13 protein-coding genes are annotated in these 13,901 nt (G+C 70.1%); 3 read left to right on the top strand and 10 right to left on the bottom strand.

What is annotated here, in order from left to right:
- Window positions 1-35 precede the first annotated feature (35 nt).
- Window positions 36-974, top strand: a complete 939-nt coding sequence (locus tag DVK44_RS34195; protein ID WP_114664490.1) for a ScbA/BarX family gamma-butyrolactone biosynthesis protein — start codon at window positions 36-38, stop codon at window positions 972-974.
- A 90-nt stretch (window positions 975-1,064) separates the two neighbouring features.
- On the opposite strand, the gene yicI is transcribed toward DVK44_RS34195, so the two are convergent.
- From yicI to DVK44_RS34170, 5 genes are read right to left on the bottom strand one after another with little or no spacing between them, the layout of a single operon-like run.
- A complete protein-coding gene (gene yicI, locus DVK44_RS34190; protein ID WP_114664489.1) occupies window positions 1,065-3,386 on the bottom strand; it encodes an alpha-xylosidase in 2,322 nt (773 codons plus the stop codon).
- Between the two features lie 20 nt (window positions 3,387-3,406).
- Window positions 3,407-4,207 carry an ABC transporter permease gene (locus DVK44_RS34185; RefSeq protein ID WP_114664488.1) on the bottom strand — a complete coding sequence of 267 codons (801 nt, stop codon included), beginning with the start codon at window positions 4,205-4,207 and terminating at the stop codon, window positions 3,407-3,409.
- Entirely contained in the window at window positions 4,197-4,985 is a 789-nt protein-coding gene (locus DVK44_RS34180) for an ABC transporter permease (RefSeq protein ID WP_114664487.1), read from the bottom strand. Before DVK44_RS34180 ends, DVK44_RS34185 begins: the two co-directional genes overlap by 11 nt.
- Window positions 4,982-6,016 (bottom strand): ABC transporter ATP-binding protein, encoded by a 1,035-nt coding sequence (locus DVK44_RS34175; RefSeq protein WP_114664486.1) that lies wholly within the window; start codon window positions 6,014-6,016, stop codon window positions 4,982-4,984. The genes DVK44_RS34180 and DVK44_RS34175 overlap by 4 nt, the downstream gene beginning before the upstream one ends.
- A complete protein-coding gene (locus DVK44_RS34170; protein ID WP_114664485.1) occupies window positions 6,013-6,384 on the bottom strand; it encodes a nuclear transport factor 2 family protein in 372 nt (123 codons plus the stop codon). Before DVK44_RS34170 ends, DVK44_RS34175 begins: the two co-directional genes overlap by 4 nt.
- Window positions 6,385-6,724: 340 nt before the next feature.
- On the opposite strand from DVK44_RS34170, the gene DVK44_RS34165 reads away from it, so the two are divergent.
- A complete protein-coding gene (locus tag DVK44_RS34165) occupies window positions 6,725-7,942 on the top strand; it encodes a cytochrome P450 (protein WP_114664484.1) in 1,218 nt (405 codons plus the stop codon).
- Window positions 7,943-7,992: 50 nt separating this feature from the next.
- A complete protein-coding gene (locus DVK44_RS34160; RefSeq protein WP_114664483.1) occupies window positions 7,993-8,193 on the top strand; it encodes a ferredoxin in 201 nt (66 codons plus the stop codon).
- Between the two features lie 5 nt (window positions 8,194-8,198).
- Here the strand turns inward: DVK44_RS34160 and DVK44_RS34155 are convergent, their stop codons facing one another.
- The 5 genes from DVK44_RS34155 to DVK44_RS34135 form a co-directional block, all read right to left on the bottom strand.
- Window positions 8,199-9,692: a glycosyltransferase family 2 protein gene (locus DVK44_RS34155; protein ID WP_162794210.1), complete on the bottom strand. Its 1,494-nt coding sequence runs from the start codon at window positions 9,690-9,692 to the stop codon at window positions 8,199-8,201.
- 56 nt (window positions 9,693-9,748) lie between these two features.
- Window positions 9,749-10,651, bottom strand: coding sequence for a glycosyltransferase family 8 protein (locus tag DVK44_RS34150; RefSeq protein WP_114664481.1), 903 nt, complete (start codon window positions 10,649-10,651; stop codon window positions 9,749-9,751).
- Window positions 10,648-11,640 carry a UDP-glucuronic acid decarboxylase family protein gene (locus DVK44_RS34145; protein WP_228447488.1) on the bottom strand — a complete coding sequence of 331 codons (993 nt, stop codon included), beginning with the start codon at window positions 11,638-11,640 and terminating at the stop codon, window positions 10,648-10,650. Before DVK44_RS34145 ends, DVK44_RS34150 begins: the two co-directional genes overlap by 4 nt.
- Before the next feature lie 196 nt (window positions 11,641-11,836).
- The gene (locus DVK44_RS34140; protein ID WP_114664479.1) at window positions 11,837-13,150 is read right to left on the bottom strand and encodes a UDP-glucose dehydrogenase family protein; all 1,314 of its coding nucleotides are present in this window, start codon (window positions 13,148-13,150) and stop codon (window positions 11,837-11,839) included.
- Window positions 13,151-13,200: 50 nt separating this feature from the next.
- Window positions 13,201-13,863: an NADPH-dependent F420 reductase gene (locus DVK44_RS34135; RefSeq protein WP_114664478.1), complete on the bottom strand. Its 663-nt coding sequence runs from the start codon at window positions 13,861-13,863 to the stop codon at window positions 13,201-13,203.
- Window positions 13,864-13,901: the final 38 nt, after the last annotated feature.

Below are 13,901 nucleotides of genomic sequence, written 5' to 3'. Positions count from 1 at the left end.
ATCTGGGGAGATGTGCGCCTTCAAGAGGGAGCGGCATGTATGCCACCACGGAACGTACTGTTACACCGCAGCCTGTCCTTACCACCACGGTCGCCAGGGAGTTCGTCCACCGGGCGGCGCTCGCCGAAGTCTTCCTGACCGGCTGGCGCGAGACCGGGCCCGACACCTTCACCGTCACCGCCCAATGGCCCCGCAGCCACGCCTTCTACACCGTCGAGCACGGTGTCCACGACCCGCTCATGCTCTGCGAGACGGTCCGCCAGACCTTCCCCCTGCTGACCCACGCCGCCTACGGGCTGCCCTTCGGCTACCACCTGAGCTGGTCGTCGTTCCGGTTCACCATCGACCCGCGGGCCATGCGCATCGAGCGCACCCCCGCCGATGTCGAACTACGGGTGCGCTGCGGCGACATCCGGCTCCGGAGCGGTCTGCCGGCCTCGATGTCCATGGAGATCGAGGTGCTCCGGGCGGGGGTCACGATGGCGGTGGCCACGACCCGGTTCGGATGCCACTCCCCCAAGGTCTACCAGCGGCTGCGGAGCGGACGGGGCACCGCCGCCTGTGCGTTCGCCGACGCTCCGGCACCTCCCGAACCGGCGTCCTGCGATGTCGTCAGCCGCACCCGTCGCCAGGACGTCGTGCTGTCGGCGACGGCATCGGCCGGGCGCTGGCAGATGCGCGTCGACACCGACCACCCCGTGCTCTTCGACCACGCCGTCGACCATGTGCCGGGCATGCTGCTGCTGGAGACGGTCCGTCAGGCGTCCCACGCGCTGGACCCCGACCCGGCCCCCGGCGTGGTGACCGCGATGGACATCACCTTTCACCGCTACGCCGAGTTCGGCTCCCCCTGCTGGATCGACGCCCATGTGGTGTCTCCGGTCTCCCCCGGCGCCCGCTGCCGCACCCAGGTGAGCGCCCACCAGAACGGCGCACCCGTCTTCACGGCCAGCAGCGCCATCACCACGCTGTAGGCGCTTCCACCGGTCCGAAAAGCGGCCCGGGGCACGGGCCGGTCGAGAGACCGGCACCGCGCCCCGGGCCGGCTTTCCTACGGACTTACGTCACTCACCACCGGCCTCGATGGTGAGCGCGCCGGGCAGGGCCCGCAGCAGCGCCCCCTCCGCCACCCGTTCGGCCACGGCGCCGTGGACCGGGGCGGGTACCGGTTCGCCCACGAGCAGCACGGCCCAGTCCCGTACCGGGCGGTCCGCCGTGACCCGTGTCCGGCCGCCGTCCCGCTCGACCGTGAAGACCGCGGACAGCTCGCCCCCGGGCGTCACGATCCTCGTCGTCGTCCGCATCGACTCGGGCGGGGAGTAGATCCGCAGCACCACACCCGTGGCGTAGTCGTAGTCGGGCCGGTCGTCCACGGCACCGAAGGGAAGCACCGTTCCGGGCCTGACCAGCAGCGGCAGGCTGTCGAAGCCGTGTCGTTCCTCGACCCAGCGGGGGCCCGTGACCGTCTCCCCGGACAGCAGCCCGGTCCAGCGCCCCTCCGGTATGTAGTAGCGGACATCGCCCTCGGCGGAGAAGACCGGCGCGACGAGCAGCGCGTCGCCCAGCATGTACTGCGTGTCCAGATAGGCGCAGGACGGGTCGTCCGGGAACTCCAGGACCATGGGACGCATCATCGGCAGACCGTCGGTGTGCGCTTCGTCGGCGATCCGTCCGAGGTACGGCATGAGCCGGAGCTTCAGCCGGGTGAAGTCGCGCAGGACCCGGACGGCCTCCTCGTCGAAGATCCAGGGAACGCGGTAGGAGTCGCCTCCGTGCAGACGGCTGTGCGAGGAGAGCAGCCCGAAGGCGACCCACCGCTTGAACACCGCGGCGTCGGGGAGCCCGATGAACCCGCCGATGTCGTGGCTCCAGTAGCCGAAGCCGGACAGTCCGAGCGACAGCCCGCCGCGCAGGCTCTGGGCCATGCCCGCGAAGGTCGCCTCACCGTCGCCGCTCCAGTGCACCGGGAAGCGCTGGGTGCCGGGCGAGGCCGCGCGGGCGAACAGCACCGCGTCCCCCCGGCCCCGGCGCCGTTCCAGCAGGTCGAACACCACCTGGTTGTAGAGGTAGGCGTAGTGGTTGTGCATACGCTCCGGGTCGGAGCCGTCGAAGTAGGCCACGTCCAGGGGGATGCGCTCCCCGAAGTCGGTCTTGAAACAGTCCACGCCCATGTCCAGGAGCGCGCCGAGCTTGTCGGCGAACCAGGTGCGGGCGGCCGGATTGGTGAAGTCCACGATGGCCAGGCCGGGTTGCCACTGGTCCCCCTGCCAGATGTCGCCGTTGGTCCTGCGCAGCAGGTAGCCGTTCTCCTGGCCCTCGGCGAACAGCGGTGAGAGCTGGGAGATGTACGGATTGATCCAGAGGCAGATGCTGAGCCCGCGGGCCTTGAGCCGCTTGAGCATGCCGGGCGGATCGGGGAACGCCCGCGGGTCCCAGGTGAAGTCGCACCACTGGTACTCCCGCATCCAGAAACAGTCGAAGTGGAACACCGACAGGGGCAGGTTCCGTTCGGCCATGCCGTCGATGAAGGAGCTGACGGTGTCCTCGTCGTAGGTGGTCATGAAGGAGGTGGACAGCCACAGGCCGTAGGACCAGGCCGGCAGCCGGGCGGGGCGGCCGGTCAGCGCGGTGTAGCGGCGGAGGATGTCCTTCGGTGTGGGGCCGTGGACGACGAGGTAGCGCATCGACTGGCCGGCCACACTGAACTGGACACGGGTCGCCGCCTCCGAGGCCACCTCGTACGACACCTTGCCGCTGTCGTGCACGAAGACCCCGTAGCCGGCGTCCGTCAGATAGAACGGCACGTTTTTGTAGGCTTGTTCGGTGGAGGTGCCGCCGTCCGCGTTCCAGATGTCGACGGACTGGCCGTTGCGCACCAGCGGCCCGAAGCGTTCGCCGAGCCCGTAGACGTGCTGCCCGACACCGAGGTCGAGCTGTTCGCGCACATAGGACTGTCCGCCGTCCTCGATCACCGCCATGGCGTTGGCTCCGCTGCCGGTCAGGACACGGCCGCCGGCCAGGAAGTCCATGCGCCAGGTGTCACCGCGGGCGAAGCGCACCGACAGCGCGCCACTGGTGAGGACGGCCTCTCCGGCGTCGACGGACACCTCGACGGACGCCGGTTCCGGGGCGTCGAGCGGGAGTTCCGGCTCGCGCGGCCTTACCCCCTTGAAGTGGGTGATCTCCACCGCGATGACGTCCGGCATCGGGCTGGTGCAGCGGACGGTGACGACGGGGCCCAGTGTCAGATCGCCCGGGTGCTTGATCCGGCGGACCGGGGCCATGACGGTCAGCGAGTCCGGGTCGGAGGTGACGTGGTACGCCTCGACGGGGCAGGACGCCTCGACCCCGTCCCGGAGGGTCCAGTAGCCATCGGTGAATTTCATCGGGTCTCCTTTCGAGTGTTTCAGTTCCCGGCGCTCTCGTAGCGCCGCAGTCCGAGGAGGAACACCCGCCTCGCCAGCACGTGGGCGACGAGAGCGGCGGCCGGCGCCGCCACCAGGACCCAGAGGGAGCCGCCCTCGGTCATCAGGACCACCGGAAGATAGGTGACGAACGCGAAGGGAAGCGGAAAGAGGAAGAGCGCCGCCAGCAGCCGGGGGTACATCGTGAGCGGGAACCGGGCCAGATCCGTGAACTGCTGCACGAGAAAAGGGATGTTGTACAGCTCCCGGAACCAGAAGCCCAGCGCCGCCGAGGCCAGATTGACGGAGCAGTAGAGCACACTGCCGGACACCACGCACAGGACCGCGATCAGCGGCGTCCACGGACCGAAGGGAAGCGTCAGATGGTCCGCGGCCAGGCTCATGGCGGCGACGCCGATGGTGAGGTCACCGATGCCGTGCAGACTCACATCCCTGGTGAACAGCTGCACGACCGGATCGACGGGACGCAGCAGCAGGGAGTCCAGATCGCCCTTGCGGATGAGTTCGTCCAGTTTCCAGACGCCGTCGAAGAGCAGGACATTGAGACCGAGCGGGGCCGTCGCCAGACCGTAGAGGAAGATCATCTTCCAGGTGTCCCAGCCGTCGACCGCCGGTGTGCGGCGCAGGAGCACCAGCAGGAAGACGAGCCAGGTGCCCTGGCGCAGCAGCGCCGAGACGACCTGGAGCGCCAGATCGGCGCGGTAGGCGGACTTGGCCCGGTACTGAAGCCTTAGCAGGAGGGTGAAGTGGAAGAGGGCGGGTGTCCGCGGTTCAGCCGCCATAGCTGTCCAGCCGCCGGAAGCCCAGGGTGAGCAGCAGCCCCGCCGTACCGGCCAGCAGGACGAGCCAGCCGGTCTGGACCGCGACGAGACCGGCGGCCCCCTCGCCGTCGACCCGGCCGAAGTAGATCATCATGGGCGTGTGGAAGGAGCTTTGAAAGGGCAGCGCGTAGGCCACGGTGCGCAGCCAGTCGGGCAGCATCTGCAACGGGAACATGGCGCCGGAGAGCAGCAGCGCCAGCGCCTGCCGGCAGGAGATGAGTCCGAGCATGTTGGTCGTCCACAGACCGAGGATTCCCGTGGTGATCGCGATGACGGCCTTCAGCGCCACGGCGAGGAGGAAGGACAGGGCCAGCAGGACGCGCGAACCGGCCTCCGGCGGTACGGCCGGCAGCAGGGTCAGGACGGCCACGGCCAGGCAGAGTCCGACGGACAGCAGCTCGACGAGGAGCGCGGCGGTCAGCTCGGCGGCGCGCAGTGTCATGTAGTGCACCGGCTTCAGCAGTTCCATGGAGATGCTGCCGTCGCGGATGCTGGCCGACACCCGGTACTCGGTGGCGTAGGAGAGCATGAGGGTCAGCAGGAAGGACAGCAGCAGATACGTCTGCATCTGCGGCCAGTCGTAGCCGGCCTGGTGCTGTCCGCCGCTCATGACGGCGCGCCAGATGTAGTAGAGCACCGACAGCTGGACGAGGCTGATGAGGACGCCCACGACATACCGGCCGCGGTACATGAAGGCTTCCTGGGCCGCGGCGCCGACCAGGGCGCGGAAGGTGCTCACCGGGAGCGCACCTCCGCGGCCGGGGGAACGGCGGGAGAGCGCTGGAAGAGGCGCTGGACGATGTGTTCGAGGGTCGGTTCGCGCAGCTCGAAGTCGACGATCTCGTGGTCCCGCATGAGGGCCCCGACCAGGTGCGCGGCGCTGGTCTCCGTCCGGTCGAACGCGCAGGACAGCCGCTGCCGGTCGAGCACCGTACAGGTGATGCCGGTGGCGGCGTACACGGTGCGGACGACCTCGGTCACGTCCTCGCAGCCGGCCACGGTCACCACGAGATGGCGGTCGGCCGCGAGGCGGTGCTTGACCTTGACGATGTCGTCGTCGAGGACCTTGCTGCCGTGGTCCAGGATGATGAGCCGGTCGCAGATCCCCTCGATGTCGGCCATGTCGTGGCTGGTCAGGAAGACGGTTGTGCCGTGCTGTTGGTTGAGCCGGCGGATGAACCGCCGTACGGACGCCTTGGAGTTGACGTCGAGTCCGCCCGTCGGCTCGTCGAGGAAGATCAGCTTGGGGTTGTGCAGCAGGGCGGCGGCCAGATCGGCGCGCATGCGCTGTCCCAGGGAGAGCTGACGCACGGGGACGGTGAGGAAGTCCCCCAGCTCCAACTGCTCGGTGAACAGGGCGAGATTGGCGCGGTACACCGCGGGCGGGATCCGGTACATGCTGCTCAGGGTCCTGAACGAGTCGATGACCGGCAGGTCCCACCAGAGCGCGGTGCGGTGTCCGAAGACCGCTCCGATCTCGCGCACATGCCGCTTGCGGTCCCGGTGGGGTTCGAAGCCGTTCACCCTGACATGCCCGTCCGTCGCGGACAGCAGACCGGTCAGGATCTTGATCGTGGTGGACTTGCCGGCCCCGTTGGAGCCGAGATAGCCGACCGACTCCCCCGCCCCGACATCGAGTCCGATTCCGTCGAGCGCCACCTTCGTCCGGTACCGGGGCTGTACGAAGTGCCGCACCGTGCCCGCCGGCCCCGGCTTCTTCTCCGGTATCCGGTACTCCTTGCGGAGACCGCGTACCTCGATGGTCTTCACGCCGCACTGGTCGCCGGTACGGTGTAGACGTACTCCTCGATCCGGTGGATCAGTTCGCCGTCCAGGTGGAAGTACACGGCGGCGTGGACCTCCGCGGACGAGCCGTCGGTCATCTCCAGGCGCAGCACATGCTGCTGGAACACCTCGTTCGCCTCACCGACCTGATGGTTCACGTCGTACCGCAGGGATGCGACGGTGGTGACGAAGGACTTGAAATGGTCCAGGCGCTTGTCCATCGCCTGCTCGCCCTCGCCGTCGTTCTGCCACACGACGGCCGAGTCGGTGCACAGCTTCAGCGCGCCGGAGAAGTCGAACTCCTCCAGTCGCCGCAGGAATTCCCCGACGCGCGCCCTCGAAATCTGCTCCATGCCGATCCCCTTTTCTTCGGGTCGAGACCTCACTCATGGATTACTGGACATACTATCGGCGGCCCCGGGAGAACCGGTCAAGATAATTCCCTCGATGTACTGGATCGCGTGGCGCGATGAAGGAATGACGGGATGAAGGAGCCGGCCGAGGATCGCACAGAGCGATGCAGAAGATCGAAATATTCAGCTTGACCGCTTCAGCAGGGTCACCGACAGTGTTCGCAGCGGCCGGTGAATTCTCTCTCCACGGTGGCCGTCTGCGTCAACCGCGGCGCACCCCGCACTCATTCGAGAGTGCCAAAAGAATTTACCCCGTTCCCAGTATTCTGGAGCTGCTCACATGACGATCGGCCGGCTTGACGCGAATGCCGTTATCTCCGAATTCCCGGCCACCAGACCGGATTCCTGTCCCTTCGATCCCGACCGGGCTTATGCCGAGCTGCGGGCGAATGACCCCGTATCGCTGGTGCGCTGCCCGGCCGGTATGGACGCGTGGCTGGTCAGCCGGTACCAGGACATCCGCGAGGTGCTCTCGGATCAGCGGCTGAGTTCCCGGGCCGCGGGGTCGGACCATATGCTGCCGTCCTACGAGGAGCACGACCCGATTCCGGGCTTCATCACCCAGCTGGACGGCGAGGAGCACGCACGGCTGCGGCGCCTGCTGGTCGGTGAGTTCACCGTGCGGCGCATGGAGGCGCTGCGCCCGTACATCCAGAGGATCACCGACGAGCACATCGACGCGATGCTCGCCGGGACCGGCGCCGACCTGGTGCGTGACTTCGCGCTGCCGATCCCGTCGATGGTGATCTGCGAGATGCTCGGTGTGCCCTATGCCGACCATGAGATGTTCCAGCTCGCCAGCGAGGTGCTGATGAGCTTCGACGCGACCGACGCCGACCGCGCGGAGGCGGACCACCGGCTGGAGTCCTATCTCGGCGCGCTGATCGGGCAGCGGCTCATCGAGCCGCGGGACGACCTGCTCAGCCGGCTGATCGCACGGGGCAACGGGACCGACCGGCCGCTGGCGGTGGGTGAGCTGGCCACGCTGGCCAAGCTGGTGCTGGTCGCCGGCCATGATTCCACCGCCAACATGATCGCGTTGAGCATGCTGCTGCTGTTGGAGAATCCGGACCGGACGGCCGCGCTGCGGGCCGATCCCTCATTGATCGATGCCGCCGTGGAAGAGCTGCTGCGCTACCTTTCGGTGATTCAGTTCGGGCTGATCCGGTATGCCACCGAGGATGTCACCGTCGGCGATGTCGAGGTGAAGTCGGGCGAGTGGATCATCGCCGCGACCCCGTCCGGCAACCGGGACGAAAGCATGTTCCCCGACCCTGACGCTCTCGATTTCGACCGGCGGGGCCGCCGGCATCTGGCATTCGGCTTCGGCGCCCACGCGTGTATCGGTCAGCAACTGGCCCGTATCGAGATGCGGATCGCGCTGTCCACGCTGCTTCGCCGGATACCGGACCTCCGGCTGGCGACTCCGCCGAAGGAATCCGACTTCAAACGCAACAACATCGTGTACGGCTTGCAGAAGATGCGTGTCACCTGGTGATGCGTGGAAGCGACCGGAATTCCCGTACGGCTGAGGGAGAAAGGGCCACCATGCGCGTAAAGGTCGACGTCCCCAGGTGTGTCTCTTCGGGGCAGTGCGCGATGATCGCCCCGGAGGTCTTCGACCAGGACGAGAAGGACGGCACGGTCGTGGTTCTCGACAGGCACCCTCCCGCCGCGACGCATGACACCGTACGGGAGTCGGCCGCCGTGTGCCCGGGGAGGGCGATCCGGCTGGACGAGCCGCCGTAGCCGGATCACCCGCGCCCGGTCCGGCGCCCGGACGGCGGTCCCGGGCGGCGGTTGCTCTTGGGTGCGAGCGCGGTGTGCCGGCTGCCGGTCAGGGCCCGGCGGCCGAGCGCCGCCATCGGGCCGAGGCTCTTGAGCAGCAGCCCGGCCAGCGTCTCCGCGCTCCGCACGGCGGTCTCCCGTACGGTCAGCGGCCGGCCTCCGGCCGCGGCCAGCGAGCGGACCGGCGCGACGGTCGCCGCCCAGAGCGCCGTCGCGGCGGCTGCCCGGACCGGCGGACGGGTGCGGGGACCGAGCGCGAGGGCCAGGCATACCGCCGTCGCGGGGGAGACCAGCAGCCACGCCGCGCCCCGGTAGGCACCGATGGTGAGCGCCGCCGCGTGGCCGAGGCGGCTGCCGTGGCCCTCGGCGTACCAACGGGCCGCGCACTTCGGGTAGTCGAGATAGCTCTGGAACCAGCGCTCGCTCTGCGAGAGCAGCTCCGGCAGATACTCCGCCGCCGGCACGGTGGTGGTGAAGGGCAGACTGTCGACCGGGATACCGGCCACGGTGAGCCGGTAGCCGAAGGCCATGTCGTCGAGCACCGTGAAGGTGGGCAGTCCGCCGACCTCCCGGAAGACATCCACCCGGACGAGCAGGCCGTGGCCGACGGTCTGGGCCAGCCCCCGCGGTCCGAAGCCGGTGCGCCGGCTACGGACCGCGTCGGCGTGCCGGCGGAGGCCGGGGATCTCCCGGCGCAGGGTCCACAGCGTCTGGGCCCGGGCGGCGCCCCGGCACAGCCGCCGCTCCCACCGGGTGGCCGCCATGTCCTGGGTGACGAACCGGGCGGACTGCTGGATGACGCGGGGAATCCGGCCGTCCTCCGTGCGGCGGCGGGCCACGAACGCGGCGGTTCGGCGCAGCAGCTCCGGGCTCGGGCGGGAGTCCACGTCGTAGACGGCGACATACTCGTCGGAGCCGGCCGTCAGTTGGGCGACGGCGGCGTTCACCTGCGCGGCCTTGCGCCCCTCCCCCCGGTAGTGGACATGCCGTACCAGCGGGGCGGGCTCCCGCGGGCGCGCGCGTTCGTACGCGATGACATCCGCCGTGGTGGGGAAGGCCGCGAGGGTCTCGGCGGCCGTCGCCGCGCTGAGCGCCCCCGCGCCCTCCTTGGCCAGGGCCTCGCCGAGGGCGGTCAGCTCGTCGTCGGTCAGCTGCGGGAAGCGTCGCGCCGTCAGGCCGGCGGCGCCCGCCCCCGCGAGCCCGGCGGCGAGGTGCGCGCGCTCGCGCTCCTCGCGCGCCGTGGACACCAGGGTCAGGGTCGAACCGGGGAAGTCGCGCAGCAGCGGTACGAACCACTTCAGCGCCCCGGTGATGTGCGGCTGCTCGCGCAGTACGGGGATGACGACGTGCAGCACCAGCGGCGCAGGCGTTGCGATCCGGTCCGTGGTTTGCGCGGGCCGGTCGGCCCAGGCCAGCGTCCGGCGGACCTGCCGCTGGCCGTTGAGGTTGCGTACGGCCACGGCCGCGGCGATCCACCAGACCGGGCTCCGCCACAGCGGCCCGCGCCCTCGCCCGGTCACTCGGGACCGTCATCAGTGACGTCGTCGGTGACTTCGTCAGTGACTTCGTTGTGGAAAAGCCGGTAGGTGTCCCGCAGCGGGCCGGCCGGGTAGGTTTCCTGCCAGGGCTTGTCGGGGCCGGCGTAGTGCACCAGGGCGGCGGTCTTCTCGTCGTCCAGGAGCCGGTCGAGCGGGCTGTCCGCCTCCGCGTAGTGGATGAAGCCGGGCTGGGCGGCCTGCGGCGACATGGCGAAGGTGTTCCAGCACCGGTCCAGCCGCTGCCAGTTGTCGTCGACGGCCCAGTTCAGCGCGTCCTGGTCCCAGAACCGCGCCTTCTCGGGGTGCTCGGCCAGAAACGTCCGCGACCGGTCGAACACACCGAGCCGCCGGCAGCGATCGAGGTCGATGAGCATGACACCGCTGTTGAAGTAGTCGCGGCCGTACGGGACTTCGAGCTGTTCCCAGCCCGGCAGCTGGATGCCGCGTCCGATCACCGGGTTCTGCGGGTCGCGGACAGCGCCGATCGGGCGTCCGCCGAGGGACTGCCGCAGCAGCGGGCGGAGGTCGCCGAGCACCAGGGTGTCGGCGTCCAGATAGAGCACCCGCCGTTCGTCGGGGACGACCTGCGGGATGGCCAGGCGTACGTACACCGCGGCGCTCACCCAGTCGGAGACCGGGTAGCGCGGGTCGGTCAGCGGTACCGGCCTCAACTCGGTGTGCAGGCCGAGGTGTTCGGCGTCCCGCAGGATCGCCTGCCGGTTGGCGCTGCCGATCCGCTGGTCGAGGACGATCAGCCGCAGCTCGTCGAGGGTGCCGGGGTGGGCGGCCGCGATCGAGCGCATCAGCGTCCGCAGCGGGCGGGCGTATCCGTCGTCGACGCCGCAGACGAGTGCGGGCAGCGGGCGCGGGGCGGTGGTCACGAGGCGCTCCTTCCGGTGGTGGCAACAGCGGCGGTGGCAACGGTGGCGGTGGCGGTGTTCCGGGCGGCGGGGAAGTGTTTCTCGGCCCAGTCGATCGTCCGGCGCAGACCGTCCCGCAGCGGGATCACGGGCTCCCAGCCGAGGTGGTCGCGGGCGGCGGTGATGTCGGGGCAGCGGCGCTTGGGGTCGTCGGCGGGCAGGGGGACGAAGGCGAGGGGGGAGGCGGAGCCGGTCATCGCCCGGATCTCCTCGGCGAGCCGGAGCACGGTGATCTCGTGCGGGTTGCCCACGTTCACCGGTTCGGTGTGCTCCGCCGCGGCCGCGGCGAGCAGGCCCTCCACGGTGTCGGCCACGAAGCACAGCGAGCGGGTCTGGCTGCCGTCACCGGCCACCGTGATCGGCTCCCCCGCCAGCGCCTGCTGGATGAAGGCGGGCACCGCCCGGCCGTCGTCGGCGCGCATCCTCGGGCCGTAGGTGTTGAAGATCCGCACGATACGTGTGCTGACGTCACCGGCGCGCTGGAAACAGGACGTCAGGGCCTCGGCGTACCGCTTGGCCTCGTCGTACACACTGCGGGGGCCGACCGGGTTGACATTGCCCCAGTACCGCTCCGACTGCGGATGGACGAGCGGGTCGCCGTACACCTCGGAGGTCGAGGCGAGCAGGAACCGGGCGTGTTTCCCGCCGGCCAGCTCCAGCGCGTGGAGGGTGCCCGTCGCGCCGGCCTTCAGGGTGGCCAGCGGGTGGCGGGCGTAGTCCAGCGGCGAGGCGGGCGAGGCGAGATGGAAGACGAAGTCCACGGGACCGGCCACCGTGAACGGCCGGACGACATCGTCGGTCCGGAAGCGGAAGCCGTCGGCCGGACACAGGTGGGAGAGGTTGTCGAGGCGGCCGGTCAGCAGATTGTCGACGCCGACCACCTCGGCGCCCAGGTCCAGCAGGCGCTCGCACAGATGCGACCCGATGAACCCCGCGGCCCCGGTGACCACGGCGGTGCGGCCGGCGAACGCGCTTACGGCCGCGGTGTTTCGCGGGAGAGGATGTGGTGCTTGAGGGTGTGGCACGGCGCTTGTCCTCCACGTCGTGGGGCGGGTGTACGGGCGGTGTGCGCGGATGTGCGCGCGGCGGTGGGTGCCGCGGGTGGGGAGCGGTAGGAACAGCGGGTGGGGCGAGGCGGAAGCGAGGTCAGCGCGCCGTCGCCGGCGTCCGGCCGACGCTCTCCAGGACCAGCCCGGCCTTGTCGAGCCGTACGGGATCGAGAACATTGCGGAAGTCGTAGACGAGCGGCGCGCCGAGCCGTGCGGCGACGGATTCCCAGTCCAGCTCGCGGAATTGGGGCCATTCGGTGAGCACGACGCAGGCGCGGGCCTCCTCGACCGCCTCGAAGGGGGTGCGGGTGATGGTGAGCAAGTCGCCGAAGTCGGGGCGGAGTTCGCTGAGCGCCGGGTCGTAGGCGTACAGTTCCGCGCCCTGCTCGCGCAGCCGGCGGGCCAGGGCCAGGGCGGGTGAGTCACGCAGATCGGAGGTGCCGGCCTTGAAGGTGAGGCCGAGCAGTGCGAGCCGGACACCGCGGAGCGATCCGTCCTCCCCCGCGCATCCGGCCCGTACGCGTGCGACGAGCCGCCGCTGGTGTTCGACGTTGGTCTCGATGGCGGCCCGCAGCAGCGGGAAGTCGACGCCGGAGTCCTCGCAGAGGCGCAGCAGCGCGTGGGTGTCCTTGGGCAGGCAGGAGCCGCCCCATCCCGGCCCCGGGCTGAGGAAGGCGCCGCCGATGCGCGGGTCGTGGCCGACACCGGCGACGACGTCGTCGATGTCCGCACCGAGCCGTTCGCAGAGTGTGGCCAGGTTGTTCACGAACGACAGCTTCATCGCGAGGAAGAAGTTGGCGGCGTATTTGGCGAGTTCGGCACCGGCGGTGTCGGTCAGCACCCGTGGCGCGTCGATGCCCGTGTAGAGGTCGGCCACCCGCTGGGCGACCTCCGGGTCGGCGGCGCCCACCACGATGCGGTCGGGGTGGAGGAAGTCGTCCACCGCGTGTCCCTCGCGGAGGAACTCCGGGTTGCTCGCCACGGTCACATCGGGGCGGCGGAGCAGAGCCGCGACGCGCTCGGCGGTGCCGACCGGCACGGTGGACTTGTTGACCACCGTGCACCCGTGCGGCAGGAGGTCGCGGACCTCGTCGGCCACCGCTTCGACGGCGGCCAGGTCTGCGGCGCCCTCGACACCCATGGGAGTGGGCAGACAGAGGAAGACCACCTCGGCGCCCTCGACGGCGGCCCGGGTGTCCCATACGAAGCGGAGCCGGCCGGAGTCCAGTCCCTCGCGGACGAGCGCGGGCAGGCCCGGTTCGAGGATGTCGACCTCGGCCCGCCGAAGCCGTTCGATCTTGCGCCAGTCGGCGTCCGCGCACACCACCCGGTGCCCGAGGGAGGCCAGGCAGGCCCCGGTGGTCAGCCCGACGTAGCCGGTTCCGACAATGGTGATACGTAAAAGTCCCATGGAAGCTGCCTATTCTTCTCGCGACAGAGGCGGGGCGAAGGGAGTGGGGGTCAGCCGCGGAACTCCGCCGGGCGCTCGGGGGACGCCGCGGCCAGCGCGCTGACGACCGCGTCGGCGCCCGCCCTCAGCCCGTACACCGGGGTGCCCGGTTGCTGGCGCCAGGAGTCGTCGAGACCGCCCGCGTCGACGGTGTCGAAGCCGAGTTCGTCGATCAGGGCCCGGACGGTCTTCTTCGCGTCCTCGTCGTCGGACGCGACCGGGACGGCCAGCCGGCCGGGCGAGCCCGCCGGGAGCGGCCGGTTCAGGAGATCCTCGGCGTAGGTGCCGGCGAACGCCTTGACCACCGGGTGGCCGAGGTGGCGCTCGGTCCAGCGGCTCTCGGTCAGCCCCTGGTCCTCGATGCCTGCGATCCGGCCGTCGCGCTGCTGGGGGTAGTAGTTGCAGGTCTCGATGACGGCCACGCCGTCGGCGGCCCCGTCGAAGAGCCCTGAGGGCAGGTCGGGGACGCTCTTCAGCGGGACGGTGACCACCACGACCTCGGCGCCGCGGGCGGCGTCGGCGGCGGTGACCGGGGTCGCGCCCGTCTCGTGTGCCAGAGCGGTCAGCGTCCGGGGGCCGCGCGAGTTGGCCACGGACACCTCGTGTCCGAGGGCGGTGAGCCGCCGGACGAGGTTGCCGCCGACGTTGCCGGCGCCGATGATGCCGATCTTCATGGACCTCTCCAGTGTGTGTGCGGTGTCGGTGTCGGTGT

It is taken from the genome of Streptomyces paludis (assembly GCF_003344965.1).
In the GTDB taxonomy this organism is placed as follows: Bacteria; Actinomycetota; Actinomycetes; order Streptomycetales; family Streptomycetaceae; genus Streptomyces; species Streptomyces paludis.
Note: the sequence above shows the minus strand (reverse complement) of the source record. Positions and strands in the feature narration are given on the sequence as shown.

Coding starts and splice junctions, on each gene's coding strand:
- DVK44_RS34195 (WP_114664490.1), top strand. CDS start 36: ATGTATGCCACCACGGAACGTACTGTTACACCGCAGCCTGTCCTTACC.
- yicI (WP_114664489.1), bottom strand. CDS start 3,386: ATGAAATTCACCGATGGCTACTGGACCCTCCGGGACGGGGTCGAGGCG.
- DVK44_RS34185 (WP_114664488.1), bottom strand. CDS start 4,207: ATGGCGGCTGAACCGCGGACACCCGCCCTCTTCCACTTCACCCTCCTG.
- DVK44_RS34170 (WP_114664485.1), bottom strand. CDS start 6,384: ATGGAGCAGATTTCGAGGGCGCGCGTCGGGGAATTCCTGCGGCGACTG.
- DVK44_RS34165 (WP_114664484.1), top strand. CDS start 6,725: ATGACGATCGGCCGGCTTGACGCGAATGCCGTTATCTCCGAATTCCCG.
- DVK44_RS34160 (WP_114664483.1), top strand. CDS start 7,993: ATGCGCGTAAAGGTCGACGTCCCCAGGTGTGTCTCTTCGGGGCAGTGC.
- DVK44_RS34140 (WP_114664479.1), bottom strand. CDS start 13,150: ATGGGACTTTTACGTATCACCATTGTCGGAACCGGCTACGTCGGGCTG.
- DVK44_RS34135 (WP_114664478.1), bottom strand. CDS start 13,863: ATGAAGATCGGCATCATCGGCGCCGGCAACGTCGGCGGCAACCTCGTC.